Source organism: Streptomyces sp. NBC_01268 (assembly GCF_036240795.1).
In the GTDB taxonomy this organism is placed as follows: Bacteria; Actinomycetota; Actinomycetes; order Streptomycetales; family Streptomycetaceae; genus Streptomyces.
Window position 1 is genome coordinate 2,675,537 of sequence record NZ_CP108454.1, and the last position, 26,815, is coordinate 2,702,351.

Consider the following 26,815-nt stretch of genomic DNA (forward strand, 5'->3'; position numbering starts at 1 on the left):
GGGCGATAGTAGAACCCGTGCTCATAAGACTTCTCCGAACCCACCTACGGCCGTACAGAAAACCCATCGCCCTGCTCGTGGTGCTGCAGCTGCTGCAGACCAGCGCCACGCTCTACCTGCCGACCCTGAACGCCGACATCATCGACAACGGTGTCGTGAACGGGGACACCGGCTACATCCTGCGGTTCGGCGCGCTGATGATCGGCGTGTCCGTGATCCAGGTCGTCTGCAACATCGGGGCCGTCTACTTCGGGGCGCGCACCGCTTCCGCGCTCGGGCGGGACGTGCGGGCCGCGGTCTTCGACCGGGTGCAGTCGTTCTCGTCCCGCGAGGTCGGGCACTTCGGCGCGCCGTCGCTGATCACCCGGACGACCAACGACGTCCAGCAGGTCCAGATGCTGGTCCTGATGGCGTTCACCCTGATGGTGTCCGCGCCGATCATGTGCGTCGGCGGCATCGTCATGGCGCTCGGTCAGGACGTGCCGCTGTCGGCGGTGCTGCTCGCAGTGGTGCCGGTGCTCGGCATCGCCGTCTCGCTGATCGTGCGGAAGATGCGGCCGCTGTTCCGCACCATGCAGACCCGCCTCGACACGGTGAACCGGGTGCTGCGCGAGCAGATCAGCGGCAACCGGGTCATCCGGGCCTTCGTGAAGGACGACTACGAGCGCGAGCGCTTCAAGGGCTCGAACGCCGAGCTGACCGAGGTGTCGATGTCCACCGGGCGGCTCATGGCGCTCATGTTCCCGACCGTGATGACGGTCGTGAACGTGTCGTCGATCGCCGTCGTCTGGTTCGGCGCCCACCGCATCGACAGCGGCGGGATGGAGATCGGCGCGCTGACCGCCTTCCTCGCCTATCTGATGCAGATCGTGATGGCGGTCATGATGGCCACCTTCATGTTCATGATGGTCCCGCGGGCCGAGGTGTGCGCCGAGCGCATCGAGGAGGTCCTGGCGACCGAGTCCAGCGTGGTCCCGCCGGCGGCGCCGGTGACGACGCTGCGGCAGCGCGGGCACCTGGAGGTCAGGAGCGCGGACTTCCGGTACCCGGGCGCCGAGGAGTCGGTGCTCAAGGACGTCGGACTGGTCGCCCGGCCGGGCGAGACGACCGCGATCATCGGTTCGACCGGCAGCGGCAAGTCGACGCTGCTGGGGCTGGTGCCGCGCCTGTTCGACGTGACGGGCGGCGAGGTGCTGGTCGACGGCGTCGACGTGCGGGAGCTCGACCCGACGCTGATGGCGAGGACGGTCGGCCTCGTCCCGCAGAAGCCGTACCTGTTCTCCGGGACGGTCGCGACCAACCTGCGGTACGGGAAGCCGGACGCCACCGACGAGGAGCTGTGGCACGCCCTGGAGGTCGCCCAGGCCGCCGACTTCGTGAAGAAGCTGGAGGCCGGGCTGAACGCGCCGATCGCGCAGGGCGGCACGAACGTGTCGGGCGGTCAGCGGCAGCGGCTCGCGATCGCGCGGACGCTGGTGCAGCGGCCCGAGATCTACCTGTTCGACGACTCGTTCTCGGCGCTCGACTACGAGACGGACGCCCTGCTGCGGGCGGCGCTCTCCGCGGAGACCTCCGACGCGACGGTGGTCATCGTCGCGCAGCGCGTGTCGACCATCCGGGAGGCCGACCGGATCGTGGTCCTCGACGAGGGCCGGGTCGTGGGCACCGGACGGCACCACGAGCTGATGGCGGAGAACGAGACGTACCGGGAGATCGTGCTCTCCCAGCTGACCGAGGCGGAGGCGGCCTGATGGCGGGTCCACGTATGCCCATGGCCGGCGGTGGTCCCGACCAGCGCTCCATGGACTTCAAGGGCTCCGGGAAGCGGCTGCTCAAGCAGCTGGCGCCGGAGCGGAGCTCGCTGTGGGTGATGCTCGTCGCCGGCGTGCTGTCGGTGGCGGCCTCGGTGGTCGGGCCGAAGATCCTCGGCCGGGCGACCGACCTGATCTTCGCGGGCGTGGTCGGGCGGCAGATGCCCGAGGGCGCCACGAAGGAGCAGGCGCTCGCGGGGCTGCGCGCCAAGGGCGACTCCGGGATGGCGGACATGCTGTCCGGAGTGGACTTCACCCCGGGCCAGGGCATCGACTTCACGGCGGTCGGCGAGGTCCTCGGACTGGTGCTCGTCGTGTACGTGCTGGCGGGCCTGCTGATGCTGGTCTCCACGCGCATGTCGATCAAGGTGATCAACCGGACCGTGTACCGGATGCGCGAGGACGTGCAGACGAAGCTGGCGCGGCTGCCGCTGTCGTACTTCGACAAGGCGAAGCGCGGCGAGGTGCTGTCCCGGGCGACCAACGACATCGACAACATCTCGCAGACCCTCCAGCAGTCGATGGGCCAGCTGATCAACTCGCTGCTCACGATCGTCGGCGTGCTCGCGATGATGTTCTGGATCTCGCCGCTGCTCGCCCTGGTGGCGCTGGTGACGGTGCCGGTGTCGGTCGTGGTGGCCACGAAGATCGGCAAGCGGTCGCAGCCGCACTTCGTGCAGCAGTGGAAGTCCACGGGCAAGCTGAACGCCCATGTGGAGGAGATGTACAGCGGCCACACGCTGGTGAAGGTCTTCGGCCGGCAGGAGGAGTCCGGGAAGGACTTCCACGAGCAGAACGAGGCGCTGTACGAGGCCGGGTTCAAGGCCCAGTTCAACAGCGGCGTGATGCAGCCGGTGATGATGTTCGTCTCGAACCTGAACTACGTCCTGGTGGCCGTGGTGGGCGGTCTGCGGGTGGCGAGCGGCAGCCTGTCCATCGGTGACGTGCAGGCCTTCATCCAGTACTCCCGGCAGTTCTCGATGCCGCTGACCCAGGTCGCCTCGATGGCGAACCTGGTGCAGTCGGGTGTCGCCTCGGCCGAGCGGATCTTCGAGCTGCTCGACGCGGAGGAGCAGGCGCCGGACACCCCGGTCAGCGAGCACCCGGCCGACCTCAAGGGCAAGGTCGCGCTGGAGGGCGTGTCCTTCCGCTACGAGGCGGACAAGCCGCTCATCGAGGACCTGTCGCTCGCGGTGGAGCCGGGCCAGACGGTCGCGATCGTCGGCCCGACGGGCGCGGGCAAGACGACGCTGGTGAACCTGCTGATGCGGTTCTACGAGGTGACCGGCGGCCGGATCACCCTCGACGGCGTCGACATCGCGAAGATGGCCCGCGAGGACCTGCGGGCCGGGATCGGCATGGTCCTCCAGGATACCTGGCTCTTCGGCGGCACCATCGCCGAGAACATCGCGTACGGCACGACGCGCGAGGTGAGCCGGGCGGAGATCGAGGAGGCGGCGCGGGCCGCGCACGCCGACCGTTTCATCCGCACCCTGCCCGAGGGGTACGACACGGTCATCGACGACGAGGGCGCGGGCGTCAGCGCCGGCGAGAAGCAGCTGATCACCATCGCGCGGGCGTTCCTGTCCGACCCGGTGATCCTGGTCCTCGACGAGGCGACCAGCTCGGTCGACACCCGTACCGAGGTGCTGATCCAGAAGGCGATGGCGCGGCTCGCCCACGGGCGGACCTCGTTCGTGATCGCGCACCGGCTCTCCACCATCCGGGACGCGGACGTGATCCTGGTGATGGAGAACGGCTCGATCGTGGAACAGGGCACGCACGGGGAGCTGTTGGACTCCGGCGGCGCGTACGCCCGCCTGTACGCGGCCCAGTTCGCGCAGGCGGTCGCCGAAGTCGACTGACCGGCGGCCTCGTCGCCGAGCACACCCCCATGGCCCATGCCGCACGACGCGCGGCATGGGCCATGGGCGTCCTCGGCCGGGGGCGGCTAGTCGAGATAGCCGCGCAACTGGTCCGCGTAGGCGTGGTCGCGCAGTTTGTTGAGGGTCTTGGACTCGATCTGGCGGATGCGTTCGCGCGTCACGCCGAAGAGCTGTCCGATCTCCTCCAGGGTGCGGGGCCTGCCGTCGTCGAGGCCGTAGCGCAGCTGGACGACCTTGCGTTCGCGTTCGCCGAGGGTGGAGAGGACGGCCTCCAGGTGTTCGCGCAGCAGCAGGAAGGCGGCGGACTCGACGGGGGACGCGGCGTCGCCGTCCTCGATGAGGTCGCCGAGCGCGACGTCCTCCTCCTCGCCGACGGGGGCGTGCAGCGAGACCGGTTCCTGGGCGAGCCGCAGCACCTCGCCGACCCGCTCGGGGGCGAGGTCGAGCTGGGCGGCGACCTCCTCGGCGGTGGGCTCGTAGCCGCGTTCCTGGAGCATCCGGCGCTGGACGCGGATGACCCGGTTGATGAGCTCGACGACGTGCACGGGGACGCGGATGGTCCGGGCCTGGTCGGCGAGGGCCCGGGACATCGCCTGGCGGATCCACCAGGTCGCGTACGTGGAGAACTTGTAGCCGCGCGCGTAGTCGAACTTCTCGACGGCCCTGATCAGGCCCAGGTTGCCCTCCTGGACCAGGTCGAGCATGGTCAGGCCGCGGCCCACGTACCGCTTGGCGACGGAGACGACGAGCCGCAGGTTGGCCTCGATGAGCCGGCGTTTGGCGATCCGGCCGAGCACCACGAGCCGGTCCAGGTCGAGGGCCAGCAGGGTGTCCAGGTCGGGGGTGTTGGCCAGCTTCTCCTCGGCGAACAGACCGGCCTCGACCCGGCGGGCGAGTTCGACCTCCTCGGCCGCGGTGAGCAGCGGGACGCGGCCTATCTCCCGCAGGTACTGCCGGAAGAGGTCGGAGGAGGGCCCGCTGCCGCCGGGGTCGGCGCGGCGGCGCTGGGGAGGGACTTCGGGTTCCTGTTCGGCGGCGCCGAGTTCGGCCGGAGAGGGGTCCTGGGGCACGGTGACGGTCTGGGTCTGCACGGGGGGCGACCTCCGGGGTGGGTGATCGCTGCCGGTTCGGGGGCGTGACGGCAGCGGGACTGCACCGTCACCCAGTGTGGGGTACGACACATCGCCGCCACGAGGGGCGTGCGGTGACTTTTTGAGTCCGGTACGTGACCGAACGTGTGTCAGAGCGCCGTGGCCCCGTGGTTGCGCAGCGACTGCCCGTACTGGGTGAGCACCCACAGCTCGTTCTGCACGGCCGCCAGCTGTGCCGGGTCGCCCTGGGCGCCGAGGCGGGCCAGGGTGCCCTGGACGTCGCGGATGCGCCGGTCGACGGCGCGCAGCCGGACGGTGACGAGCTGGTCGCCGGCGTAGGCCTCGTCGACGGTCCTGGCGAAGATGGTCTCGACGGCGAGCTCGGTGACGAGCGCGCGGACGGTGTCGTCGGGCGCGGCCTCGCGGACCGTGTCGAGGTAGTCGGAGGGGGCGTCGGTGGCGCCGCCCGCGTCCTGGACGCACTGGCGGACGGCCGCGTAGGGCGCGGCGGTGAACTCGTCGATCCCGTAGGCGTCGAAGGCCGGGGAGACCAGCTCAGGACGCTGGAGGGCCAGCTTGAGCAGCTCGCGCTCGGTGCGGTGGGCGGGGCTGCGGAGGTTGAGCGCGGGTCCCGCGGGGGCGGCGGGGGCCTGGACCTCGCCGTAGGTGCGCCGCTGCCGGGCGCCGTCGCGGCCGGGGGTCTGGTCCTTGCCGCCGCCGCGCTGCCAGCGGGCGATCTGGGCGACCCGGCGGACGACGAACTGGGTGTCGAGGATGCCGAGCATGCCGGCGAGCTGGACGGCGACCTCGTGCTGCGAGGCGACGTTCTTGATCCGGGCGACGATCGGGGCGGCCTCGTCGAGGGCGGCGGCCCGGCCGGAGGGGATCTCCAGGTCGTAGCGGTTCACGATCTGGCGGAGCGCGAACTCGAAGAGCGGGGTGCGCGGCTGGACGAGGTCGGCGACGGCCTCGTCGCCCTTGGCGAGGCGCAGGTCGCAGGGGTCCATGCCGTCGGGGGCGATGGCGATGTACGTCTCGGCGGCGAACTTCTGGTCGTCCTCGAAGGCGCGCAGGGCGGCCTTCTGGCCGGCGGCGTCGCCGTCGAAGGTGAAGATGACGCGGGCCGAGCCGTTGTCCATGAGGAGGCGGCGCAGGATCTTGATGTGCTCGCCGCCGAAGGCGGTGCCGCAGGTGGCGATGGCGGTGGTGACGCCGGCCAGGTGGCAGGCCATGACGTCGGTGTAGCCCTCCACGACGACGGCGCGGCTGACCTTGGCGATGTCCTTCTTGGCCAGGTCGATGCCGTAGAGCACCTGGGACTTCTTGTAGATCGGCGTCTCGGGCGTGTTGAGGTACTTGGGCCCGTTGTCGTCCTCGCGCAGCTTGCGGGCGCCGAAGCCGACGACGTCGCCGCCGACGTCCTTGATCGGCCACATGAGCCGGCCGCGGAAGCGGTCGATGGGGCCGCGGCGGCCGTCCTGGGAGAGGCCGGAGAGGATCAGCTCGCGGTCGGAGAAGCCCTTGCCGCGCAGGAAGCGGGTGAGGTGGTCCCAGCCGGCCGGGGAGTAGCCGACGCCGAAGTGGGCGGCGGCGGCCTGGTCGAAGCCGCGCTCGGCGAGGAACTTGCGGCCGATCTCGGCCTCGGCGGAGCCGAGTTGTTCGGCGTAGTACTGCGCGGCGGCCTGGTGGGCCTCGACCAGGCGGGTGCGCTCGCCGCGCTGGTGGCCGGGGTTGTAGCCGCCCTCTTCGTAGCGCAGGGTGATGCCCGCCTTCGCGGCGAGGCGTTCGACCGTCTCCGAGAAGGAGAGGTGGTCGATCTTCATCACGAAGGCGATGGTGTCGCCGCCCTCCTGGCAGCCGAAGCAGTGGAAGAGTCCCTTGCTCGGGCTGACCTGGAAGGAGGGCGACTTCTCGTCGTGGAAGGGGCAGAGCCCCTTCAGGTTCCCGCCGCCGGCGTTGCGCAGCTGGAGGTACTCGGACACGACGGCGTCGATCGGGACCGCGTCCCGTACCGCCTTCACGTCGTCATCGTTGATCCTGCCTGCCACGCATGAATTCTACGGGGACGAGTCAGGAGCTCAGACTCTCCAGGGGGACGGAGGGGTCGGCGAGGGCGTCGGTGTCCACGGTGGCGCGGGAGCGGATCAGGCTCTGGATCGGATCTGTGACGTCCCACACATTCACGTTCATGCCGGCGAGCACCTTGCCGTCCTTCAGCCAGAAGGCGATGAACTCGCGCTTTCCGACGTCCCCGCGGAGCACGACCTGGTCGTACGAGCCGGGCGGCGCCCAGCCCGAGTACTCCAGGCCGAGGTCGTACTGGTCGGAGAAGAAGTACGGGACCCGGTCGTACGAGACGTGCTGTCCGAGCATGGCGCGGGCGGCGGCCGGGCCGCCGTTGAGGGCGTTGGCCCAGTGCTCGACGCGCAGCCGGGTGTGCAGCGAGGGGTGGTGGGCGGCGGCGACGTCGCCCGCGGCGAAGACGTCGGGGTCGGAGGTGCGCAGCGACTCGTCGACGGCGATGCCGCCGCCGTCGGCACGGTCGACGAGGGCGAGGCCGGCGTTCTCGGCGAGGGTGGTGCGCGGGGCGGCGCCGACGGCGGCGAGCACGTCGTGGGCGGGGTGCTCCTCGCCGTCGTCGGTGCGGACGGCGAGGACCATGCCGTCGGAGCCGACGATCTCGGTGAGCTTGACGCCGAACCGGAAGCGGACGCCGTGCTCGGTGTGCAGGTCGGCGAAGAGCTGGCCGAGCTCGGGGCCGATGACGTGGTGCAGCGGGGTGGGGGCGGGCTCGATGACGGTGACCTCGGCGCCGTACGTACGGGCTGCGGCGGCGACCTCCAGACCGATCCAGCCGGCTCCGGCGATCACCAGGTGCCCGTTGTCGCGGCCGAGGGCGGCGAGGACGTGCCGCAGCCGGTCGGCGTGGGCGAGGCGGCGCAGGTGGTGGACGCCGGCGAGCCCGGTGCCGGGGACCTCCAGGCGGCGCGGTTCGGCGCCGGTGGCGAGGAGCAGCTTGTCGTAGCGGATCACGGTGGCGTCGCCGAGGCGGACGGTGTGGGCCTCGCGGTCGATGCCGACGACGGTCTGCCCGAGGTGGAGCTCGATCTCGGCCTGCGCGTACCAGCTCGGCTCGTGGACGAAGACGGAGTCCCGGTCCTCCTTGCCGAGGAGGAAGCCCTTGGAGAGCGGTGGGCGCTCGTACGGGTGGTCGCGTTCGTCTCCGATGAGGATCACCCGGCCGGTGAACCCCTCGGCGCGGAGCGTCTCCGCGGCCTTGGCTCCGGCGAGTCCTCCGCCGACGATGACGAAGGTCTGATCTGCGTCGACCACGTTCATTCCTCCTCGTTGCGACCGGTTCACTACGCTACGCCCCCCTGCCCGGCCCGGGCCGTACCGCCTCGGGGCGTGCAAGCGAGGGTCCCGCACGAGCGCCGGACGGGGAAAGGGGGCGAACGGCCCTTAGGCGCGGGGGGTCCTGAAGCGGGCGTGGAGGCTGCGGGCGGAGGCGTCGGTGAGGGAGGCGATCTGGTCGACGATCACCCGCTTGCGGGAACGGTCGTCGGGCGCCTCGGCGAACAGGGCGCGGAACTGCGGGTCGAGCCCCTCGGGCGCGCGGGCGGTGAGCGCCTCGGCGAGCTCGGCGAGGACGATCCGCTGGTCGGCGCGGAGCGCCTCCTGTTCGGCGCGCTGCATCACGTACCGGTCGGCGACGGCCTTGAGGACCGCGCACTCGTTGCGGGTCTCGCGGGGGACGACGAGTTCGGCGTCGTAGCGGGTGAGGCGGCCGGAGCCGAAGGCCTGCCGGGTGGCCCCTTCGGCGGCGAGGCAGAAGCGCCCGATGAGCTGGCTGGTGGCGTCCTTGAGGCGGGACTGGGCGACGGCCGACCCGTCGTATCCGTGCGGCCACCACTCCTGGTCGACGAGCCGGTCGAGGGCGTCGGCGAGCTCCTGCGGGTCGGTGTCCTCCGGTACGTACCGGCCGAGGGCGACGGCCCAGATGTCGGCGCGCTCGGGCTCGGCGAGCAGCAGGTTGGGGTCGATGTGCCCGGCGTGCAGGCCGTCCTCGAAGTCGTGCACCGAGTAGGCCACGTCGTCGGACCAGTCCATGACCTGGGCCTCGAAGCACTTGCGGTGGGCGGGGGCGCCGGCCCGGATCCACGCGAAGACGGGCAGGTCGTCCTCGTACACGCCGAACTTCGGCGAGCCGGGGTCGGTGGGGTGGCCGCCGCGCCCCCAGGGGTACTTGGTGGCGGCGTCGAGGGCGGCGCGGGTGAGGTTGAGGCCGACGCCGAGGGGCCTGCCGGTGTCGGGGTCGGCGATGAACCGCTTGGGCTCGATCCGGGTGAGCAGGCGCAGCGACTGGGCGTTGCCCTCGAAGCCGCCGCAGTCCTTGGCGAAGTCGTTGAGGGCCTGCTCGCCGTTGTGCCCGAACGGCGGGTGGCCCATGTCGTGGGCCAGGCAGGCGGCCTCGACGAGGTCGGGGTCGCAGCCGAGGGCGGCCCCGAGCTCGCGGCCGACCTGGGCGCACTCCAGGGAGTGGGTGAGCCGGGTGCGGGGGCTGGCGTCCCAGGCGTGGCTGAGCGTGCCGGGGGTGACGACCTGGGTCTTGCCGGCGAGGCGGCGCAGCGCGGCGGAGTGCAGAACCCGGGCCCGGTCGCGCTGGAAGGCGGTCCGCCCCGGGCGTTTGTCGGGCTCGGCGGCCCAGCGCTCGGTGGCGGCGGCGTCGTAGCCGGGGGTGTCCGTGCCGTCGGTCTTCTCGGCGTTGCCGGTGTTGCTGGTGCTGTCGGCGTTGCCGGTGTTGCTGGTGCTGTCGGTGTTGCCGGTGCTGTCGGTGGAGTAGGTGCCGTTGATGTCTCCGATGCCTTCCATGTCCCGAAGGTAACCGGCGGGACGGACAACCGGGACTAAGTGGCTGCGAGTTCCCGCCGGGGTGCGCGGGACAGGGCCTGCTCGTAGCGGTGCAGGACCAGCCGGGCCAGTGCCGGGTGGGCGCCCAGCGGGGCCGAGGCGATCCAGGGGGCGTGCGCGGCGGCGCGGGTGGCGAAGAGCCCGGGGGCGGTGAAGCAGGAGGCGACGGCCACCCGGTGGCGGCCGCGGGCGGCGAGGGCGCGCAGGGCCTCGGGGACGGTGGGGGCGGTGGCGGAGGCGTACGCGGCGACGACGGGCACGCCGCCGAGGCGTTCGCCGAGCAGCGCGGCGAGCCTGCGGGTGCCGGCGCCCGACTCCGGGTCGCGGGACCCGGCGGCGGCCAGGACCACCCCGGTGGCCCGGGAGGCCCCGTCCCCGGCGGTCCAGCCGGCCTCGGCGAGCCGGTCGGCGAGCGCCTCGACGAGGAGGGGGTGCGGGCCGAGCGGGGCGGCGACCCGGGTGCCGGGGGCGAGCGCGGCGGCGGCGGGCAGGTCGTGCTTGACGTGGTGGCCGGGGGCGAAGAGCAGCGGCACGAGCACGGCGCCCGGCACGGACGCGGCTGCCCGCACGTCCGCGAGCGCGTCCGGGAGCAGGGGCGCGTTCAGCTCGATGTGGGCGAGCCGGACGTCGAGGCCCGGGCGGAGTTCGCGGACCCGGTCGACGAGGAGGCCGAGGGTGGCGGCGGCGCGGGGGTCACGGCTGCCGTGGCCTACGGCTATCAGGGTGGGGGCGTGGCCGGGTGGCTCGTGCGGCGTCATGCGGGGATCCTGCCGGGGGCGGGTTGCCCCGGCGTTTCGCGGACGTCACGAGTGGCTGCGGCGGGTGGGGAGCGCAGGTCGGGGCGGCGGGGCGCGCCGGCGCCGCGGGCCGGGAGCCGGGGCGCGCGGGAAGCCGGGGCGCCGGGGCGCCGGGCGCGCGGGAAGCCGGGGGCCGGGAGCCGGGAGCCGGGGCGCGCGGGAAGCCGGGGCGCCGGGCGCCCGGGCGCCGCTGTGGGCGTCGTCCCGGCCGGCGCCGCTACGCGTCCAGCCAGACCCTCAGTCGTCCGATGGTCCCGAAGCCCGCCGCCACCGCCGGAGACAGGTCGTCGCCGGACTCGTAGCCGACGGCGGCGCGGTCGGGTGCGAGGTGGGAGAGGGCGCCCGCCCAGGCGGCGGAGGGGTCGACGCCGGGGGCGGTGAAGAGGTTGGAGATGCCGGTCACCGTGCCGCTGTCGGTGAGGACGGCGCCGCCGACGATCCGCCCGTCGGGGGCGTGGCCCGCGACGAGCGTCGTGTCCGGGTCGGCGAGGAGCTCGGGGCGGAAGAGGGCCGCCTCGTCCTCGTCGCCGTCGCTCCAGGCGAGGGCCCAGGCGGCGAGTTCGGCGCGGCTGCTCACGGGGCGCCAGCCGGCGGGGGCGGCGGGGCGCGGGAGGCCGGCGGGGCGGTGGATCCACTGGGCCTCGAAGAGCAGCCGGAAGCCTTCGGCGGCCAGGTCGAGCCGGGCGTGGCTGTCCTTGACGGAGGCGCCGGGGGTGCTGCGGTCGATGCCGGCCAGGACGTCGGCCGGGCCGGCGTCCTCGGTCAGGGTGACGGCGTCCGGGTAGTAGAGCGGGGTGCGGCGGGAGTTGGTCCAGGCACGGGCGCCGAACGCGCCGGCGTGGCCGTGGGCCCGGCAGATGGTGTCGCACCAGACCGCGTTGTTGCGGACGGCTTCGTCGAGCGCGGCGTCGATGATCATGGGCGGATCGTAAGGGGAGAGGGCGGGGTGACATCCACCCCTTTTCCGGGTTCCGCCCTGCGGAATATATTTTCCACCATGAGAATGTCCCCCGCGTCCCTCCCCCGACGCGTCACCGCCGAGTTCACCGGCACCGCCGCCCTCGTCGCCGTCATCGTCGGCTCCGGCATCCGCGCCGACTCCCTCAGCCAGGACATCGGCGTCAGGCTGCTCGCCAACGCCCTCGCCTCCGCCATCGGCCTCGGCCTGCTCATCGCCCTCCTCGGCCCGCTCTCCGGCGCCCACTTCAACCCCGTCGTCACCCTCTCCGAGTGGTGGTCGCGCCGCCGCGAGGGCCGGGCCGGGGAGGCCGCCGGGTACATCGCCGCCCAGCTCACCGGCGCCGTCGCGGGCGCCCTGCTCGCCGAGGCCATGTTCGGGCGGGCGCCCGGCACCCTCGCCACCGTGCCGCGCGCCGCACCGCACCTGCTGCTCGGCGAGGCCGTCGCCACCGCCGGGCTCGTCCTCGTCGTCCAGGGCCTGCGCCGCATCGGGCGCCTCCCCCTCGCCCCGGTCGCCGTCGCCGGCTACATCGGGGCGGCGATCTGGTTCACCTCCTCCGGCTCCTTCGCCAACCCGGCTGCCACCGTCGGCCGCGCCTTCTCCGACTCCTTCACCGGCATCGCCCCCGGTTCCGTCCCCGCCTTCGCCGCCGCCCAGCTCCTCGGCATGCTGCTCGGCATGGGCCTCGCGGCCGCGCTCTACGGGAATCCCGCCGCCCCGGCGAGTGAACCGAACGGCGTTCCCACGCGTCGGAGCAGGTGACCGCCCCCGCACCACCCACGGAGGACCCCCATGCGCGGCGTACGCCTGCCGCTCCCCCGGACCACCCGGGCCCGCCGCCGCACCGTCCAGGCCGTCATGCTCGGCGCCGTCCTCGCCCTCGCCCCGGCCACCTGGATGCACACCACCGCCGGGGACCGGCTGCGGACCACCGCCGACGTGCCCGCGCAGGACGTCGCCGTCGTCTTCGGCGCCGGACTGTGGAAGGGGCGCCCCACCCCGTACCTCGCGCACCGCCTCGACGCGGCCGCCGAGCTCTACCGCTCCGGCAAGGTCCGGGTGCTGCTCGTCACCGGCGACAACAGTCGCACCGAGTACGACGAGCCGAGCGCCATGCGGAAGTACCTCGCCGCCCGCGGCGTCCCGGACGACAAGGTCGTCAGCGACTACGCCGGATTCGACACCTGGGACTCCTGCGTCCGCGCCAAGAAGATCTTCGGCGTGGACCGGGCCGTCCTCGTCACCCAGGACTTCCACATCAAACGGGCCGTCGCCCTCTGCGGCGCGGCCGGCGTCGCCTCGTACGGCGTCGGGGTCGCCGAACCCCACGACGCCACCTGGTACTACGGCACCACCCGCGAGCTCGCCGCCGCCGGGAAGGCCGCCCTCGACGCGGCCCTGCGCCCCGACCCGCACTTCCTCGGCACCCGCGAGGACGGGGTCGCGAAGGCGCTGGCCGCCTCACCCCGGACCCGGTCCTGACCTGAGCGCCTGGCACCCTCCCCGTAATACGGCGGGCGGCCGCCCGTAACACGGCGGCCGCACCCTCGGACCATGTCCGAGGTCAGCACCGTCCCCACCCACTGCCCCTACTGCGCCCTCCAGTGCGGCATGAGCCTGCGCCCCACGCCCGGCGCGGAACTCCCCGTGGAGGTGGTCGAGCGGCCCGGCTTCCCCGTCAACCGGGGCGCGCTGTGCGGCAAGGGCCGTACCGCGCCCGCCGTGCTCTCCACCCGGGTCAGGCTCACCGAGCCGCTGGTCCGCGACCCCGGGACGGGCCGGCTGGCGCCCGCCACCTGGGAGGAGGCGCTGACGGCCGTCGCCGACGGACTGCGCCGCACCCGCGCCGGGCACGGCCCCGACGCCGTGGGCGTCTTCGGCGGCGGCGGACTCACCAACGAGAAGGCGTACGCGCTGGGCAAGTTCGCCCGACTCGTCCTCGCCACCTCGCAGATCGACTACAACGGGCGCTTCTGCATGTCCTCCGCGGCCGCCGCCCACCAGCGGGCCTTCGGCCTCGACCGGGGCCTGCCGTTCCCCCTGGAGGACGTCCCGAAGACCGGCTGCGTGATCCTCGTCGGTTCCAACCTCGCCGAGACCATGCCGCCCGCGCTGCGCTACCTCACCGAACTCAAGGCCAACGGCGGCACCCTGATCGTCGTCGACCCGCGCCGCACCCGCACCGCCGAGCAGGCCGACCTGCACCTCGCGCCCCGCCCCGGCACCGACCTCGCGCTCGCCCTCGGCATGCTCCACCTCGTCGTCGCCGAGGGCCGGGTCGACGAGGAGTTCGTCGCCGCCCGCACCGACGGCTGGCCCGCCGCCCGCGCCGGGGCCATGTCCCACTGGCCCGAGCACGTGGAGCGCCTCACCGGCGTCCCCGTGCCGCAGCTGCGCGAGGCGGTACGGATGTTCTGCGACGCCGACAGCGGCATGGTGCTCACCGCCCGCGGCCCGGAGCAGCAGTCCAAGGGCACCGACACCGTCGGCGCCTGGATCAACCTGTGCCTCGCCACCGGCAAGGCCGGCCGGCCGCTCAGCGGCTACGGCTGCCTCACCGGCCAGGGCAACGGGCAGGGCGGGCGCGAGCACGGCCAGAAGGCGGACCAGCTCCCCGGCTACCGCAAGCTGGACGACCCGGCCGCGCGGGCACACGTCGCCGGTGTGTGGGGCGTCGCGCCGGAATCCCTGCCGGGGCCCGGGCGCAGCGCGTACGAACTCCTCGACGCCCTCGGCGGCGAGGTGAAGGCGCTGCTGCTGATGGGCTCCAACCCGGTCGTCTCCGCGCCCCGCGCCGCGCACGTCGAGGAGCGGCTGCGGTCCCTCGACTTCCTGGCCGTCGCCGACGTCGTCCTGTCCGAGACGGCCGCACTCGCCGACGTCGTCCTGCCGGTCACCCAGTGGGCCGAGGAGACCGGCACCACCACCAGCCTGGAGGGCAGGGTGCTGCTGCGCCGCCGCGCCCTCACCCCGCCGCCCGGCGTCCGCAGCGACCTGGAGGTGCTGCACGGGCTCGCCGCGCTGCTCGACTGGGAGAAGGGCTTCCCGACCGACCCCGAGGAGGTCTTCGACGAGCTGCGGCGCGCCTCCGCGGGCGGCGCCGCCGACTACGCGGGCATCGGCTACCGCCGCATCGAGGAGGAACAGGGCGTCTTCTGGCCCTGCCCCGAGACCGGCCCCGGCGAGCGGCCCCACCCCGGCACCCCGCGCCTCTTCCTCGACCGCTTCGCGACGGCCGACGGGCGGGCCCGCTTCGTGCCCGTGGTGCACCGTCCGGCGGCGGAGGAGACGGACGCCGAGTACCCCGTGGTCCTCACCACCGGCCGGGTCGTGTCCCAGTACCAGTCGGGCGCGCAGACCCGGCGGGTCCCCGAGCTGAACGCCGCCGCGCCCGGCCCGTTCGTGGAGCTGCACCCCCGGCTCGCCGAACGCGTCGGCGTCGCCGAGGGCGACCCGGTCGCCGTGCACTCGCGGCGCGGGACGGCCGTGGCGCCCGCCCGGATCACCACCGCGATCCGCCCCGACACCGTCTTCATGCCCTTCCACTGGGCGGGCGAGGGCCGCGCCAACACCCTCACCAACCCGGCGCTCGACCCGGTCTCCCGGATGCCCGAGTTCAAGGTGTGCGCGGTCCGCCTGGAGCGGGCCACCGACGCTACGGGCGCCTGAACCAGTCCCCGCTCACGATGACCGGACCGAGCGGCGCGCCGGGCGCCGCCACGTACACCCACGCGGACAGGTACGCCCCGTCCCCGGACCGCACCACCTCCCGCACCACCCGCTCGTACCCGGCGGGCTCCTCCAACCGGTCCAGTACGCCGAGGAGTTCGCCGTACCGGCCGGGCGCGGCGGTCAGCAGCGCCCCCGCGACCCGGCCCTCGCCCGGCACCACGAACGGATAGCCGGGCCCGTCGTGGAGCAGCGCCCCCGGCAGCACGGCGTCCTCCTCGGCGCCGGTGCGGCCCCACAGGAAGCGGTCGTGGTTGTACGCGCCCGGGCGCAGCGTCCCGTACACGAAGAAGGGCAGCGCCTCGTCCGTCACGGAGCGGCGGTCTCCCGCTCGACCCACCGCGCGTACTCGGCGCTCACCCGCGCCACCGGGGTCGCGAGGATCTCGGGCGTCTCGTAGTCGTGCGCGGCGAGGAGGTGCGCCTCCAGGGCCGCGTAGCGGAGCTCGGTGGTCTTGAACACCACCTGCCACTCCTCTGCGCCGTCGACCGCGCCCTGCCACCAGTAGACGGACGTGAGCGGCCCGGAGACCTGCGCGCAGGCGGCGACCCGGGCCTCGACGGCACCGCGGGCCAGGGCCTCGGCCTTGGCGCGGGCGTCGGTGGTGGTGAGGACGGTGAGGATCACCCGCCCACCGTACGACAGGGCGGTGGGCCGGGGGCGCCGGCCGTGCCGGTGTTTCCGCGCCCCGCGCCGCGGCGGGTGAACCACCTCCCCGTGCCGCCTCTCGGCCGAACCGACCGGCGCGCGGAGGGGATCGCCAGGTCAACCGGCGTACGGGCGGACGGACTTCGCGTCCCGGAGGGCGTGGGCCCACCAGGCGAGCTGGTCGAGCATCGACTTGGCGGCGATGTCCGGACCCTCGGGGTCCTTGGGGGAGCCGTCCTCGTGGAAGCGGCCGTGGGCGCCGTGGAAGGAGACGGTGTCGCGGACCGTGACGGCGTGCATCTCGGCGTAGACCTGGCGGAGTTGCTCGACGGCGCGCAGGCCGCCGGAGATGCCGCCGTAGGAGACGAAGCCGACGGGCTTGGCCTGCCATTCGGTGAAGTGCCAGTCGATCAGGGACTTGAGGGAGGCGGGGAAGGAATGGTTGTACTCGGGGGTGAGGACGACGAAGGCGTCGGCGGCGGCGAGCACCGGGGTGACCTTGCCGAGTTCGGCGCGGACGGCGGGGGCGGGGGTGTGGGAGAGGGCGGTGGGCAGGTCGACCTCGGCGAGGTCGACGACGTCGACGGCGAAGTCGTCGCGCTCGGCGGTGCGGGCGGTGAACCAGTCGGCGACGACGGGGCCGAAGCGGCCCTCGCGGTTGCTGGCGACGATGACGGCGAGACGGAGGGGGTTCGGATGCGTGGTGTCCATGACGAGGATGCTGGTACCTCAAGCGGACTTGAGGTCAAGCCCGGAGCTCTCGGCATACGGTGGGACCCATGACCACCCCCGCGACACCCGCCGCCGCGTCCCCCACCGGGACCCCCGCCCTGTACGTCGAGGTCGACGGCTCCCCCGTCGCCGACCCGGAACTCCTCGCGACGCTGATGAGCGGGTACGGGCACTTCACCGCCATGCAGGTGCGCGACGGCCGGGTACAGGGCCTCGGCCTGCACCTGGACCGCCTGGACCGGGCCACCCGGGAGCTCTTCGACCGGGGCCTCGACGGCGGCCGGGTCCGCGCCCTGGTCGGCGCGGCCCTGGAGACGGCGGGCCGGCAGGACGCCTCCGCGCGGGTCTACGTGTACGACGGCGGCCGCACCGTCGTGACCGTGCGGGCACCGTTCCCGCCGGACCGCACCCCGCAGGCCCTGCGCTCGGTCACGTACTGGCGCCCCGCCGCGCACATCAAGCACCTGGGCGGCTTCGGCCAGACCTACCACGGCGAGGCGGCCCGCCGGGCCGGCTTCGACGAGGCCCTCCTGACGGCGCCGGACGGCGAGATCGCGGAGGGCGCGGTCACCAACATCGCCTTCTGGGACGGCACTTCGGTGATCTGGCCGTCGGCGCCCTGCCTGGCCGGCATCACCATGGCCCTGCTCGCCCCGCGGCTGCCCTCCACGAGCCGCCGGGTGACCCTGGCGGACCTGCCCTCCTTCCGCTCGGCCTTCGTGACGAACTCGCGGGGCATCGCCCCCGTCTCCCGCATCGACGGGGTCGAGCTCGTCGTCGACCAGGAGCTGATGGACCGGGTGTACGCGGCGTACGACGCGGCCCCGTGGGAGACCCTCTGACGCCGGACCCCCGCCGGACCGGCCGCCTCCCTCACCCGTTCGGCACGCACCGTCAGCTGACGCCACAAAACCTGCCCTGACCTGCGAAGTCTCCCGAACTCCAGCCGACGCGCCGTATCGGACGGAGCAATTCTGATGGAACATCAGCAGGCGCCCGTCGCCTCCACGCATTTATCTCGGTCCTACGGAAGCCCCTTTCCGGAAGACCGTCCGCGCGCCACGGAGGCCCCCATGCGCCGCACCCCTGTCCCCCTGCTCACCGGTACCGCGCTGGCAGTCGTCGCCCTCGGAGCCCTCGCCGCGCCCCTGGCGTACGCGAACAACGACGGACACGACGGACGACCCGAGGCACTGGAGATCTTCCCCTCCTCGGCCGACCCGGGGACCACGGTCACCGTGAACACCCTCGCCTGCGGCTCCCACGGCCACGGTGTCGGTGACGCGAACTCGCTCGGCGCGGGCGACTTCCAGCTCAACCCGAGCACCCACAAGGAGGTCGTGGTCGGCCAGTTCACGGTGCCGCACCACGCCCGGGCCGGCACGTACGGCATCAGCGTCGCCTGCGACAACGGGCGGACCGCCCGAGGCGACCTCGACGTCAAGCACAAGAGCCCCAGCGGCCATGTGCAGACCGGTGTCGGAGGCAGCGTGGGCCCCGACACCGCCCAGGTCACGGCAGGCGCGGCGGTGCTGGCCGCGGCTGCCGTAGGCGGTACCTGGCTCCTGCGCCGCCGGGCGAGCGGCGCGCAGGGCGACTGACCGTACCGCCACCCGTCCTGCCCCCGCCGCGCCCGCTACGGCCCGGCGGGGGCAGGACCACACCGTCGTCAGCTCCGTCGGAGGACGTCCGTGAGCAACAGCAGCAAGGGCTGGGGCATAGCAGTCGCGGCCTGCGTCGGCCTCTGGCTGATCCAGAACGGTTCGGGCGACGTCACCCCGCCCGTCCCGTCCGCGGCCCAGGCCTTCGCCGCCGGTCCCGGCGTCCACACCGACGCCGCCGCCGACCCGCTGCCGCCCTCGCAACCGCTCCGCATGCGCATCCCCGAGATCGACGTCGACACGCCCCTGACCGCCCTCGGGCTCGACTCCTCGGGCTCCCTGGAGGTGCCGCCGGCGTCCGACCGCAACCTGGCCGGCTGGTACGAGGACGGCACCCGGCCCGGCGCCAAGGGCACTGCGATCGTGGCGGGCCACGTCGACAACGACCGGGGCCCGGCGGTCTTCTACGCGCTGGGCGCCCTGAAGAAGGGCCACCGCGTCGAGGTGCTCCGGCAGGACGGCCGGACGGCGGTGTTCACGATCGACGCGGTCGAGGTCTACGACAAGGACCACTTCCCCGACGCCAAGGTGTACGGGGAGGCGGACCGGGCCGAGATCCGGGTGATCACCTGCGGCGGAGGCTTCTCGAAGAAGGCCGGCGGCTACCAGGGAAACGTGGTCGCCTTCGGGCACCTCATCGGGGTCCGCTAGGGCCTGTCGTCACACTCCCGTCGTCGCCCGAAGGGCGGCCCCGCGGCGTCTGGTGCGTGCTCTCGGCGTGCCGGGTGGAAGCCCTCGTACTGGACGTACTCGGACTTTCACCCGGTGCGGCGAGAGCGCGTGCCAGGCGTCGCGGGGCAGGCGGGAGTGTGACGACAGGCCCCAGGGCCCGGGCCGGCAGGCCGGACCCCGCGGGCCCTCAGGAGTCCGTACGCCCCGCCGGGCGGGCGCGCCCGGGCCCTCACGCCCACTGGTCGAAGGCCAGCTTCGCGACCAGCGAGAAGACCACGACCAGCAGCACTCCGCGGACGAACTCGGACCCCTTGCTCAGCGCCATCCGCGCGCCGATCATCCCGCCCGTCAGGTTGAAGACCGCCATGACCGCCGCCAGCTGCCACAGCACGCTGCCGTGGTAGGCGAACATCGCGAGCGCGCCCACGTTGGTGCACACGTTGACGATCTTGGCGGTGGCGGAGGCCGTCACCAGGTCCAGATGGAGCACGGCGGTCAGGGCGAGGACCAGGAAGGTCCCCGTGCCGGGGCCGAAGAGGCCGTCGTAGAAGCCGATCCCGCCGCCGACCACGACGATCGAGGTGACGATCCGGGCCCGGGTGAGCGGCGCCCGCTCCTCGCCCTCCGCGAGGGTGCCGAAGGAGGGCCGGAAGAGCACGAACGCGGCCACCCCGACGAGGACCACCATGATCACCGGGCGCAGCACCTCGCTGCTGATCCCGGCCGCGAAGAAGGCCCCGGCCATCGAGCCGGTCAGCGCGGCGAGCCCGATCCGTACCGCCCGGCCCACCTGGACGGGCGTCTTGCGGACATAGGTGACGGCCGCGCCGGAGGTTCCGACGATCGCGACGGCCTTGTTGGTCCCGAGGATCTGGGCGGCCGGCAGGTGCGGCAGCCCGAGCAGCAGCGCGGGCAGCAGGAGCAGCCCGCCACCCCCGACCACGGCATCGATCCAGCCGGCCACGAGCGCGGCGAGGCAGAGCAGGACAACAGTGGTCAGGGATATGTCAGGCATGCCCGCGAGCCTAGGGCCGGGATGGCTGCGTGATCCATCGATCCCGGGAGAGTTGAGCTTCGCCAGAGCTTACGGAGGTCAGGGCGGGTACGGAGGTCCCCGACGTCACCGTGCTGCCGTCGCGCAGCCCCCACGTCACCGTGCTCCCGTCACGGAGGTCCCCGACGTCACCGAGGTCCCGGAGGTCACGGTGGCGGGTTCGCGGTCCGGGGCCGGCGGGGCGGCCGGGTGCAGGCCGACGGTCAGCAGCGTGCCGGCGAGGGCGCCGGCGGCGAGCAGCCCGGCGGCGGTCCGGCGCCGGATCTCCTCCCCCGGCGATCGGCGTCGCCGGAGCCGCTCCTCCGGGGCCCTGTGTTGCCGGATCGGCTCGCCCGCGGCTCTGCGGTGCCGGATCGGCTCGCCCGCGGCTCTGCGGTGGCTAGGCATGGCTGAAGTCCTCGCTGTGGATGCGGCGGGCCGGCACGCCGGCCCTGGTCAGGGAGGCGGTCGCCGCCCGGGCCATCCCGGGCGGCCCGCACAGGTAGACGTCGTGCGCGGCCAGCTCCGGCACCAGGTTGCGCAGGGCGCGGGGCGCGAGCGGGTCGAAGGCCGCGTCGGACGGGCCGAGCAGGAAGTGCAGGGCCGCCCCGCGTTCCTGGGCGATGGCCTCCAGTTCGGCGCGGAACACGAGCCCGGCGGCGTCGGAGGCCCGGTAGAGGAGGGTGAGGTCGCCGGGACCGCCGGGCAGGGTCTCGAACAGGGCCCGCAGCGGGGTGATGCCGACGCCTCCGGCGAGCAGCAGCACCTTGCGGCGGGTGCGCCGGTGGGCGGTGAGCGCGCCGAACGGGCCGGTGGCCACGACGCGGGTGCCGGGCCGCAGCCGCCGGATCCGGCGGGTGTGGTCGCCGCACGCCTTCACCGTGATCCGCAGGGTGTCGTCGCGGACGGGCGCGGAGAGCGAGAAGGGCAGGGCGGTGGAGCGCAGCCCGGGGCGCAGGAAGCGCCAGCGGAAGAACTGCCCGGGCTCGGCCCGCAGCTCGGCCACTCCCCTGCCCCGGACGAGGACGGAGACCGTGTCGGGTCCCTCGGCGACGACCTCGGCGACGCGCAGGTCGTGCCGGAGGGCGCGCCGGACGGGGACGACGATCCGGTACCAGACGAGGACGACGCCGACCGTGGCGTGCGCCATCGCCCACAGCCAGCGGGTGACCGGGGCGGCGAGGTCCGGCCCGGCGAGCTGGTGCACGAAGCCGAGGGCGGCCGCGAGGTGGCTGAGCAGATGGATCCGGCGCCAGGTCTCGTGCCGGATCCTGCGGCGCACCGGCCCGGCGGAGGCCGCGCCGACGCCGGCGAAGAGGACCGTGCCCACGCAGGCGGCGGCGACCCACGCGTAGCCGAGCAGGCCCCGGACGGCGGCGAGCAGGTCGGCGCCGGTGTGGACGGCGTAGCCGCACAGGGCGAGCAGGCCGTGGGCGGCGACGAGTCCGAGGACGTACCGCCCGCCGAGGGAGTGCCAGCGCGCGAGCCGGTCGGCGCCGACTCCGTGCTCGACGGCCGGGATCCGGGCCATGAGCAGCAGCATGACGAGCACCCCGTACCCGGCGAGCAGCCCGGTGAGGTGGGCGCCGCTCGCGAACAGGGCGTCGAGCCGCGCGGACGGCCGGGCCTGCACGCCCCAGCAGAGGGCGACGGCTCCGGCGCCCGCGATGACGGCGTCACGGAGCCGGTCGGGGGCGAGCCGGGGCGGCGCGGGCTCGGGGGCGGGGGCGGGCCGGGGGGCGGGGGCGGGCTCGGGGGCGGGAGCCAGCGACACGGACAGCGGGGCGTAGAGAGGGTGCGGGGCCTCGGTGGTCACGTCGGCACCCTAGGGCGGCCCACCCCCGGCGAAACGCCGCTTCCCGCCCGCCCGCACGATCCTTAAGGCCGCCTTGAGCGGTCCCTCACCGCCGGTTAACCCTCACCGCCCGTCGCCCACCCCCACAGCGGGTCGGTCCTCACCGCCGGCCGGTCCTCACAGGGCGACCCGGCCGAGGTGAGATCAGCGTTCCGCACGGGAAACAGTGGGGATGCCACCGGGTAACACCCTCCGCGCACGCTTCGGACATGAGTACACGGATCGTGGTGGTCGGCGGCGGGACGGCGGGCGCCCGGCTGGCGCAGCGCCTGCCGGTGACGCTCCTCGGCGAGGAGCCGCACGCGCCGTACAACAGGGTGCTGCTGGCGGACGTCCTCGCAGGTCGTTACGGGCCCGAGGTCATCGCGCTGCCCGGGACGCGGGAGCCGGCCCGGCTCGGCGTCCGGGCGGTGCGGATCGACCGCGCGGCCCGCACGGTGGAGTGCGCGGACGGCTCGCTGGTCGGATACGACCGGCTGGTCCTGGCGACCGGCTCGGCCCCGGTGCTGCCGCCGCTGCGCGGCCTGCGCGGCGCCGAACTCCCGGCGGGCGTCCACCCGTTCCGCACCCTGGACGACTGCCTGGCCCTCCAGGCGCTCGTCCGCCCCGGCACCCGTGCCGTGGTCGTCGGCGGCGGTCTGCTGGGCGTCTCGGCGGCCCGTGCGCTGGCGGCCCTGGGCGCCGAGGTGGTCCTCACCCAGCAGGGCGAACACCTGATGGAGGGCCAGCTGGACCGGACCTCCTCGGCCCTGCTCCAGGAGCATCTGGAGGCCCGGGGCGTGGAGGTGCACACCGAGTGCCGCGTGAGCGGACTGCGGCGGCACCAGGGAGCGGTGACCGCGGTCGAACTGGCCGACGGCTACGTCCTGGACGCCGACGTGGTGATCCTGGCCTGCGGGGTCCGCCCCCGGGTGGCGCTGGCCCGGGAGGCCGGCCTGGACGTGCGCCGGGGCATCGTCGTCGACGACGAGCTGCGCACCTCCGACCCCCGCATCCACGCGATCGGCGACTGCGCGGAACACCGGGACCGGGTCTACGGTCTGGCGGGCCCGGCCCTGGACCAGGCGGACGTGCTGGCCGACCTGCTCGCGGCGGAGGCCGACGGCGGCGGGAGGGGCACCGGGCCGCTCGCCGCCCCCCGCTATACCGGCACCCGCGCCCTGACCCGTCTCACCCTGTCGGGCCCGGCGGCCGACACCCTCGACCTGGCGACCTTCGGCGAGACGACGCCCACGCCCGGCGACGACGTCGTGCAGCTCACCGACGCCACCCGCCGCGCCTACCGCAAGGTCGTCGTCCGCGGCGACCGGCTGGTGGGCGGCGTCCTGCTCGGCGACCTGGCCTCGGTCGGGACGCTGGCCCGGACCTGGGAGGGCGACGAGGCCCTTCCCGAAGACGCTCCTCTGCTCCACCTGCTCAGCCACGACGGAGGCTCCTGACATGACCACCGCGCCCATCCCCACCATCGTCCTGGTCGGCCACGGCATGGTCGGCCAGCGCTTCCTGGAGGCGCTCGCGGAGCGGGACGTCACCGCGCGGGCCCGGATCGTGGTGCTCTGCGAGGAGCCGCGCCCGGCCTACGACCGCGTGCAGCTGACCTCGTACTTCTCGGGGAAGACCCCGGACGACCTGTCGATGGTCGAGGCCGGCTTCATGGAGAAGCACGGCATCGAGCTCCACACCTCGCACGCCGCGGCGGCGATCGACCGGGACGCCCGCACGGTGACGACCACCGGCGGCCGGACCTTCGGCTACGACACCCTGGTCCTGGCCACCGGCTCGTACCCGTTCGTCCCGCCGGTGCCGGGCAAGGACGCCCGGGGCTGCTTCGTCTACCGCACCATCGAGGACCTGCTGGCGATCGAGGAGTACGCGAAGGGCGCCACGACCGGCGCGGTGGTGGGCGGCGGCCTGCTGGGCCTGGAGGCGGCGGGCGCCCTCAAGGGTCTGGGCCTCGACACGCACGTGGTGGAGTTCGCGCCCCGCCTGATGCCGGTGCAGGTCGACGAGGGCGGCGGCGCGGCCCTGCTGCGCACGATCGAGCGGATGGGCCTGACGGTCCACACCGGGACGGGCACCCAGGAGGTCGTCACCGAGGACGGCGCCGTGACGGGCATGCGGCTCTCGGACGGCTCGGAACTGCGCACCGACCTGGTGGTGTTCTCGGCGGGCGTCCGCCCCCGCGACCAGCTGGCCCGCGAGAGCGGCCTCACCGTCGGCGAGCGCGGCGGCATCGCGGTGGACGAGCACTGCCGCACCTCCGACCCGCGGGTGTTCGCGATCGGCGAGTGCGCGCTCGCGTCGGACGGGCGGGTGTACGGGCTGGTGGCGCCGGGCTACGAGATGGCGCAGACGGTGGCGGCGGCGATCGCCGAGGAGAGCACGAAGGGCTTCACCGGCGCGGACCTGTCGACCAAGCTGAAGCTGCTGGGCGTGGACGTGGCGTCGTTCGGCGACGCCCACGGCGCCACGGAGGGCTGCCTCGACGTCGTCTACTCCGACTCGCGCTCCGGGGTCTACAAGAAGCTGGTCGTCGACGCCGAGGGCACGCTGCTCGGCGGCGTCCTGGTCGGCGACGCCGATGCGTACGGCATGCTCCGCCCGCTCACCGGCACGAAGCCGCCGGTCTCGCCGGAGCAGCTGGTGCTCCCGGCGGGGGCGGGCGCCGGGGCGCAGGCGCTCGGCCCGTCCGCGTTGCCGGACGACGCGGTGATCTGCTCCTGCCACAACGTCACCAAGCACGCGATCTCCCAGTGCGCGACGCTGCCCGAGGTGAAGAAGTGCACCAAGGCCGGTACGGGCTGCGGCAGTTGCGTGAAGGTGATCGAGAAGCTGCTGCCGGCGCCCGCCGCGACGGGCCTGTGCGGCTGCTTCCCGTACACCCGCAGCGAGCTGTACGAGATCGCCCGCACCCTGCGGGTGACCTCCTTCGCCGGGCTCCTCGACTCGCACGGCCGGGAGGAGGCGAAGGGCGGGGAGGGCTGCGAGGTGTGCAAGCCGACGGTCGGCTCGATCCTGGCGAGCCTGGCCCCGGAGATCGGGGCGGACGGCTACATCCTGGACGGCGAGCAGGCCGCGCTCCAGGACACCAACGACCACTTCCTGGCCAACCTCCAGCGCAACGGCTCCTATTCGGTGGTCCCGCGCATCCCGGGCGGTGAGATCACCCCGGAGAAGCTGATCGTGATCGGTGAGGTCGCCCGCGACTTCGGCCTCTACACGAAGATCACCGGTGGCCAGCGCATCGACCTGTTCGGCGCCCGCGTCGAGCAGCTCCCCTCGATCTGGACCCGGCTGGTGGACGCGGGCTTCGAGTCGGGGCACGCGTACGGCAAGGCGCTGCGGACGGTGAAGTCCTGCGTGGGCCAGACCTGGTGCCGCTACGGCGTGCAGGACTCGGTGAGGACCGCCATCCTCCTCGAACTGCGCTACCGGGGCCTGCGCGCCCCGCACAAGCTGAAGTCGGCCGTCTCGGGCTGCGCCCGGGAGTGCGCGGAGGCCCAGTCGAAGGACTTCGGGGTGATCGCGACGGCCAACGGCTGGAACCTGTACGTGGGCGGCAACGGGGGCGCGACCCCGCGCCACGCGGACCTGCTGGCGCAGGACCTGTCGGACGCGGAGCTGTTCCGGCTGATCGACCGCTTCCTGATGTTCTACATCCGCACGGCCGACCGCCTGGAGCGCACCTCGGTGTGGCTGGAGCGCCTGGAGGGCGGCCTGGACCACCTGCGGGACGTGGTCGTGCACGACTCGCTGGGGCTGTGCGACGAGCTGGAGGCGCTGATGGCGGCGCACGTGGCCGGCTACCGCGACGAGTGGGCGGAGACCTTGGACGACCCGGAGCGGCTGCGGCGCTTCGTGTCGTTCGTGAACGCGCCGGAGGCGCCGGACCCGACCGTGCGGTTCGTGCCGGAGCGCGACCAGATCAAGCCGGACCTGCAGCTCCTGACCATCGGAACGCGCGAAGGGACCCTGACCCGATGATGCTCGAACTCTCCCACTCCGCCGACGCGTGGACGCCGGTCTGCGAGGAGCACCGGCTCACCCCCGGCCGGGGCGTGGCGGCCCTGCTGCCGGACGGCCGGCAGGCCGCCGTCTTCAAGGACCGGTCGGGCCGGACGTACGCGATCGACAACCGCGACCCGTTCACGGGCGCGCAGGTGCTGTCGCGGGGCCTGACCGGCTCGGCGGCCGGGCGCCCCTTCGTGGCCTCGCCGCTGCTGAAGCAGCGCTTCGACCTGGAGACGGGCCGGTGCCTGGACGACGAGGAGGTGTCGGTGACGGTCTACCCGGTCCGGACGACCGGGCCCGCCGATCACCCGCACGAGCACCTGCTTGACTGATCGTTCCAGAAAGGCGTAGCGTCCTCGCATGGCCAGAACGAAGGAATTCGACCCGGACGCGGCACTCCGCTCGGCCCTCGACCTGTTCTGGGAGCGGGGGTACGAGGCGACGAGCATGGCCGACCTGGTCGAGCACCTCGGCATCGGCCGTGCGAGCCTCTACGCGACCTTCGGCAACAAGCACGAGCTGTACCTGAAGGCGATGGAGCGGTACGCGCAGACGCACGACCCGCTCCTGTTCGCGGAGCTGTCGGCGCCGGGGCCCGCCCTGCCCGCCGTCCGCGGCCTCGTCCGCCGCTTCGCCGCCGAGTCCGGCGCGGACGAGACCCGGCTGCGCGGCTGCCTGGTCACCAACTCGGCCGCCGAACTGGGCCCGCACGACGCCGGCGTGGCACGCCGCGTGGAGCGCAGCTGGGAGCAGCTGGAGACGCTGCTGCACGCGGCGCTCGCGCGGGCCGCCGCCCAGGGCGAGCTCCCGGCCGACCGGGACCCGCGAGCACTGGCGCGGATGCTGCTGGTGCTGCTGCAGGGCCTGCGGGTGGTCGGCAAGGCGTCGAGCGACCCGGGCCGGGTGCACGACGCGGCGGAACAGGCACTGACACTGCTCGACTGACGTCCACCGACGTCCGGGGCGCCGATCGGCGCCCCTCTCTTCGGTCCTTATTCTGGAATGTACGGTCTATTA

Annotated in this window: 24 protein-coding genes; 12 read left to right on the forward strand and 12 right to left on the reverse strand. The window is 73.6% G+C overall.

What is annotated here, in order from left to right:
- The first annotated feature begins 17 nt into the window (after positions 1–17).
- The gene (locus tag OG309_RS11835; RefSeq protein ID WP_329420375.1) at positions 18–1,751 is read left to right on the forward strand and encodes an ABC transporter ATP-binding protein; all 1,734 of its coding nucleotides are present in this window, start codon (positions 18–20) and stop codon (positions 1,749–1,751) included.
- Positions 1,751–3,676, forward strand: coding sequence for an ABC transporter ATP-binding protein (locus tag OG309_RS11840; RefSeq protein ID WP_329420376.1), 1,926 nt, complete (start codon positions 1,751–1,753; stop codon positions 3,674–3,676). The genes OG309_RS11835 and OG309_RS11840 overlap by 1 nt, the downstream gene beginning before the upstream one ends.
- Positions 3,677–3,762: 86 nt before the next feature.
- Here the strand turns inward: OG309_RS11840 and OG309_RS11845 are convergent, their stop codons facing one another.
- The 6 genes from OG309_RS11845 to OG309_RS11870 all read right to left on the reverse strand — a co-directional run bounded on the left by OG309_RS11845 (position 3,763) and on the right by OG309_RS11870 (position 11,415).
- Positions 3,763–4,995 (reverse strand): RNA polymerase sigma factor, encoded by a 1,233-nt coding sequence (locus OG309_RS11845; protein ID WP_402544172.1) that lies wholly within the window; start codon positions 4,993–4,995, stop codon positions 3,763–3,765.
- A complete protein-coding gene (gene dnaG / locus OG309_RS11850; protein ID WP_329420379.1) occupies positions 4,938–6,836 on the reverse strand; it encodes a DNA primase in 1,899 nt (632 codons plus the stop codon). The genes OG309_RS11845 and dnaG overlap by 58 nt, the downstream gene beginning before the upstream one ends.
- Positions 6,837–6,858: 22 nt before the next feature.
- A complete protein-coding gene (locus OG309_RS11855) occupies positions 6,859–8,121 on the reverse strand; it encodes an NAD(P)/FAD-dependent oxidoreductase (protein WP_329420380.1) in 1,263 nt (420 codons plus the stop codon).
- Between the two features lie 129 nt (positions 8,122–8,250).
- Positions 8,251–9,660: a deoxyguanosinetriphosphate triphosphohydrolase gene (locus tag OG309_RS11860; protein WP_329420382.1), complete on the reverse strand. Its 1,410-nt coding sequence runs from the start codon at positions 9,658–9,660 to the stop codon at positions 8,251–8,253.
- A 35-nt stretch (positions 9,661–9,695) separates the two neighbouring features.
- Positions 9,696–10,457 (reverse strand): sirohydrochlorin chelatase, encoded by a 762-nt coding sequence (locus OG309_RS11865; RefSeq protein ID WP_329420383.1) that lies wholly within the window; start codon positions 10,455–10,457, stop codon positions 9,696–9,698.
- A 256-nt stretch (positions 10,458–10,713) separates the two neighbouring features.
- Positions 10,714–11,415, reverse strand: a complete 702-nt coding sequence (locus OG309_RS11870; protein ID WP_329420385.1) for a hypothetical protein — start codon at positions 11,413–11,415, stop codon at positions 10,714–10,716.
- Positions 11,416–11,493: 78 nt separating this feature from the next.
- On the opposite strand from OG309_RS11870, the gene OG309_RS11875 reads away from it, so the two are divergent.
- The 3 genes from OG309_RS11875 (at position 11,494) to OG309_RS11885 (ending at position 15,126) form a co-directional block, all read left to right on the forward strand.
- A complete protein-coding gene (locus OG309_RS11875; protein WP_329420386.1) occupies positions 11,494–12,219 on the forward strand; it encodes an aquaporin in 726 nt (241 codons plus the stop codon).
- 30 nt (positions 12,220–12,249) lie between these two features.
- Complete coding sequence (locus OG309_RS11880; RefSeq protein WP_329420387.1) at positions 12,250–12,939, forward strand: SanA/YdcF family protein; 690 nt, start codon at positions 12,250–12,252, stop codon at positions 12,937–12,939.
- Between the two features lie 72 nt (positions 12,940–13,011).
- Positions 13,012–15,126, forward strand: a complete 2,115-nt coding sequence (locus tag OG309_RS11885) for a molybdopterin oxidoreductase family protein (protein WP_329420388.1) — start codon at positions 13,012–13,014, stop codon at positions 15,124–15,126.
- Here the strand turns inward: OG309_RS11885 and OG309_RS11890 are convergent.
- The 3 genes from OG309_RS11890 to OG309_RS11900 all read right to left on the reverse strand — a co-directional run bounded on the left by OG309_RS11890 (position 15,113) and on the right by OG309_RS11900 (position 16,545).
- Positions 15,113–15,499 (reverse strand): gamma-glutamylcyclotransferase family protein, encoded by a 387-nt coding sequence (locus OG309_RS11890; RefSeq protein ID WP_329420390.1) that lies wholly within the window; start codon positions 15,497–15,499, stop codon positions 15,113–15,115. The genes OG309_RS11885 and OG309_RS11890 overlap by 14 nt on opposite strands.
- Positions 15,496–15,813 (reverse strand): divalent-cation tolerance protein CutA, encoded by a 318-nt coding sequence (gene cutA / locus OG309_RS11895; RefSeq protein WP_329420392.1) that lies wholly within the window; start codon positions 15,811–15,813, stop codon positions 15,496–15,498. The genes OG309_RS11890 and cutA overlap by 4 nt, the downstream gene beginning before the upstream one ends.
- Before the next feature lie 138 nt (positions 15,814–15,951).
- Positions 15,952–16,545 carry an NADPH-dependent FMN reductase gene (locus tag OG309_RS11900; protein WP_329420394.1) on the reverse strand — a complete coding sequence of 198 codons (594 nt, stop codon included), beginning with the start codon at positions 16,543–16,545 and terminating at the stop codon, positions 15,952–15,954.
- 68 nt (positions 16,546–16,613) lie between these two features.
- Here OG309_RS11900 and OG309_RS11905 point away from each other — a divergent pair, with 68 nt between their 5' ends.
- The 3 genes from OG309_RS11905 to OG309_RS11915 all read left to right on the forward strand — a co-directional run bounded on the left by OG309_RS11905 (position 16,614) and on the right by OG309_RS11915 (position 18,878).
- Entirely contained in the window at positions 16,614–17,408 is a 795-nt protein-coding gene (locus OG309_RS11905) for an aminotransferase class IV (protein WP_329420396.1), read from the forward strand.
- Between the two features lie 231 nt (positions 17,409–17,639).
- Positions 17,640–18,167 (forward strand): hypothetical protein, encoded by a 528-nt coding sequence (locus OG309_RS11910; protein ID WP_329420398.1) that lies wholly within the window; start codon positions 17,640–17,642, stop codon positions 18,165–18,167.
- A gap of 90 nt (positions 18,168–18,257) precedes the next feature.
- Entirely contained in the window at positions 18,258–18,878 is a 621-nt protein-coding gene (locus OG309_RS11915; RefSeq protein WP_329420399.1) for a class F sortase, read from the forward strand.
- Between the two features lie 250 nt (positions 18,879–19,128).
- On the opposite strand, the gene OG309_RS11920 is transcribed toward OG309_RS11915, so the two are convergent.
- The 3 genes from OG309_RS11920 to OG309_RS11930 all read right to left on the reverse strand — a co-directional run bounded on the left by OG309_RS11920 (position 19,129) and on the right by OG309_RS11930 (position 21,748).
- On the reverse strand, positions 19,129–19,914 hold the full coding sequence (locus OG309_RS11920) for a TSUP family transporter (RefSeq protein WP_329420400.1): 786 nt from the start codon (positions 19,912–19,914) through the stop codon (positions 19,129–19,131).
- Between the two features lie 135 nt (positions 19,915–20,049).
- Positions 20,050–20,340, reverse strand: a complete 291-nt coding sequence (locus OG309_RS11925) for a hypothetical protein (protein ID WP_329420401.1) — start codon at positions 20,338–20,340, stop codon at positions 20,050–20,052.
- On the reverse strand, positions 20,333–21,748 hold the full coding sequence (locus tag OG309_RS11930) for a ferredoxin reductase family protein (protein ID WP_329420402.1): 1,416 nt from the start codon (positions 21,746–21,748) through the stop codon (positions 20,333–20,335). The genes OG309_RS11925 and OG309_RS11930 overlap by 8 nt, the downstream gene beginning before the upstream one ends.
- A gap of 248 nt (positions 21,749–21,996) precedes the next feature.
- On the opposite strand from OG309_RS11930, the gene OG309_RS11935 reads away from it, so the two are divergent.
- The 4 genes from OG309_RS11935 to OG309_RS11950 are packed head-to-tail and all read left to right on the forward strand — an operon-like array spanning position 21,997 to position 26,743.
- Positions 21,997–23,226, forward strand: coding sequence for an NAD(P)/FAD-dependent oxidoreductase (locus tag OG309_RS11935; RefSeq protein WP_329420403.1), 1,230 nt, complete (start codon positions 21,997–21,999; stop codon positions 23,224–23,226).
- Position 23,227: 1 nt separating this feature from the next.
- Complete coding sequence (nirB, locus tag OG309_RS11940; RefSeq protein ID WP_329420405.1) at positions 23,228–25,771, forward strand: nitrite reductase large subunit NirB; 2,544 nt, start codon at positions 23,228–23,230, stop codon at positions 25,769–25,771.
- A complete protein-coding gene (gene nirD, locus OG309_RS11945) occupies positions 25,768–26,130 on the forward strand; it encodes a nitrite reductase small subunit NirD (protein ID WP_329420406.1) in 363 nt (120 codons plus the stop codon). Before nirB ends, nirD begins: the two co-directional genes overlap by 4 nt.
- Before the next feature lie 28 nt (positions 26,131–26,158).
- Positions 26,159–26,743, forward strand: coding sequence for a TetR/AcrR family transcriptional regulator (locus OG309_RS11950; RefSeq protein ID WP_329420408.1), 585 nt, complete (start codon positions 26,159–26,161; stop codon positions 26,741–26,743).
- The last annotated feature ends 72 nt before the right edge of the window (positions 26,744–26,815 follow it).

Coding starts and splice junctions, on each gene's coding strand:
- OG309_RS11885 (WP_329420388.1), top strand. CDS start 13,012: ATGTCCGAGGTCAGCACCGTCCCCACCCACTGCCCCTACTGCGCCCTC.
- nirB (WP_329420405.1), top strand. CDS start 23,228: ATGACCACCGCGCCCATCCCCACCATCGTCCTGGTCGGCCACGGCATG.
- OG309_RS11875 (WP_329420386.1), top strand. CDS start 11,494: ATGAGAATGTCCCCCGCGTCCCTCCCCCGACGCGTCACCGCCGAGTTC.
- OG309_RS11910 (WP_329420398.1), top strand. CDS start 17,640: ATGCGCCGCACCCCTGTCCCCCTGCTCACCGGTACCGCGCTGGCAGTC.
- OG309_RS11950 (WP_329420408.1), top strand. CDS start 26,159: ATGGCCAGAACGAAGGAATTCGACCCGGACGCGGCACTCCGCTCGGCC.
- OG309_RS11880 (WP_329420387.1), top strand. CDS start 12,250: ATGCGCGGCGTACGCCTGCCGCTCCCCCGGACCACCCGGGCCCGCCGC.
- OG309_RS11900 (WP_329420394.1), bottom strand. CDS start 16,545: ATGGACACCACGCATCCGAACCCCCTCCGTCTCGCCGTCATCGTCGCC.
- OG309_RS11905 (WP_329420396.1), top strand. CDS start 16,614: ATGACCACCCCCGCGACACCCGCCGCCGCGTCCCCCACCGGGACCCCC.
- OG309_RS11925 (WP_329420401.1), bottom strand. CDS start 20,340: ATGCCTAGCCACCGCAGAGCCGCGGGCGAGCCGATCCGGCACCGCAGA.
- OG309_RS11840 (WP_329420376.1), top strand. CDS start 1,751: ATGGCGGGTCCACGTATGCCCATGGCCGGCGGTGGTCCCGACCAGCGC.
- OG309_RS11935 (WP_329420403.1), top strand. CDS start 21,997: ATGAGTACACGGATCGTGGTGGTCGGCGGCGGGACGGCGGGCGCCCGG.
- OG309_RS11870 (WP_329420385.1), bottom strand. CDS start 11,415: ATGATCATCGACGCCGCGCTCGACGAAGCCGTCCGCAACAACGCGGTC.
- nirD (WP_329420406.1), top strand. CDS start 25,768: ATGATGCTCGAACTCTCCCACTCCGCCGACGCGTGGACGCCGGTCTGC.
- OG309_RS11860 (WP_329420382.1), bottom strand. CDS start 9,660: ATGGAAGGCATCGGAGACATCAACGGCACCTACTCCACCGACAGCACC.
- OG309_RS11865 (WP_329420383.1), bottom strand. CDS start 10,457: ATGACGCCGCACGAGCCACCCGGCCACGCCCCCACCCTGATAGCCGTA.
- OG309_RS11920 (WP_329420400.1), bottom strand. CDS start 19,914: ATGCCTGACATATCCCTGACCACTGTTGTCCTGCTCTGCCTCGCCGCG.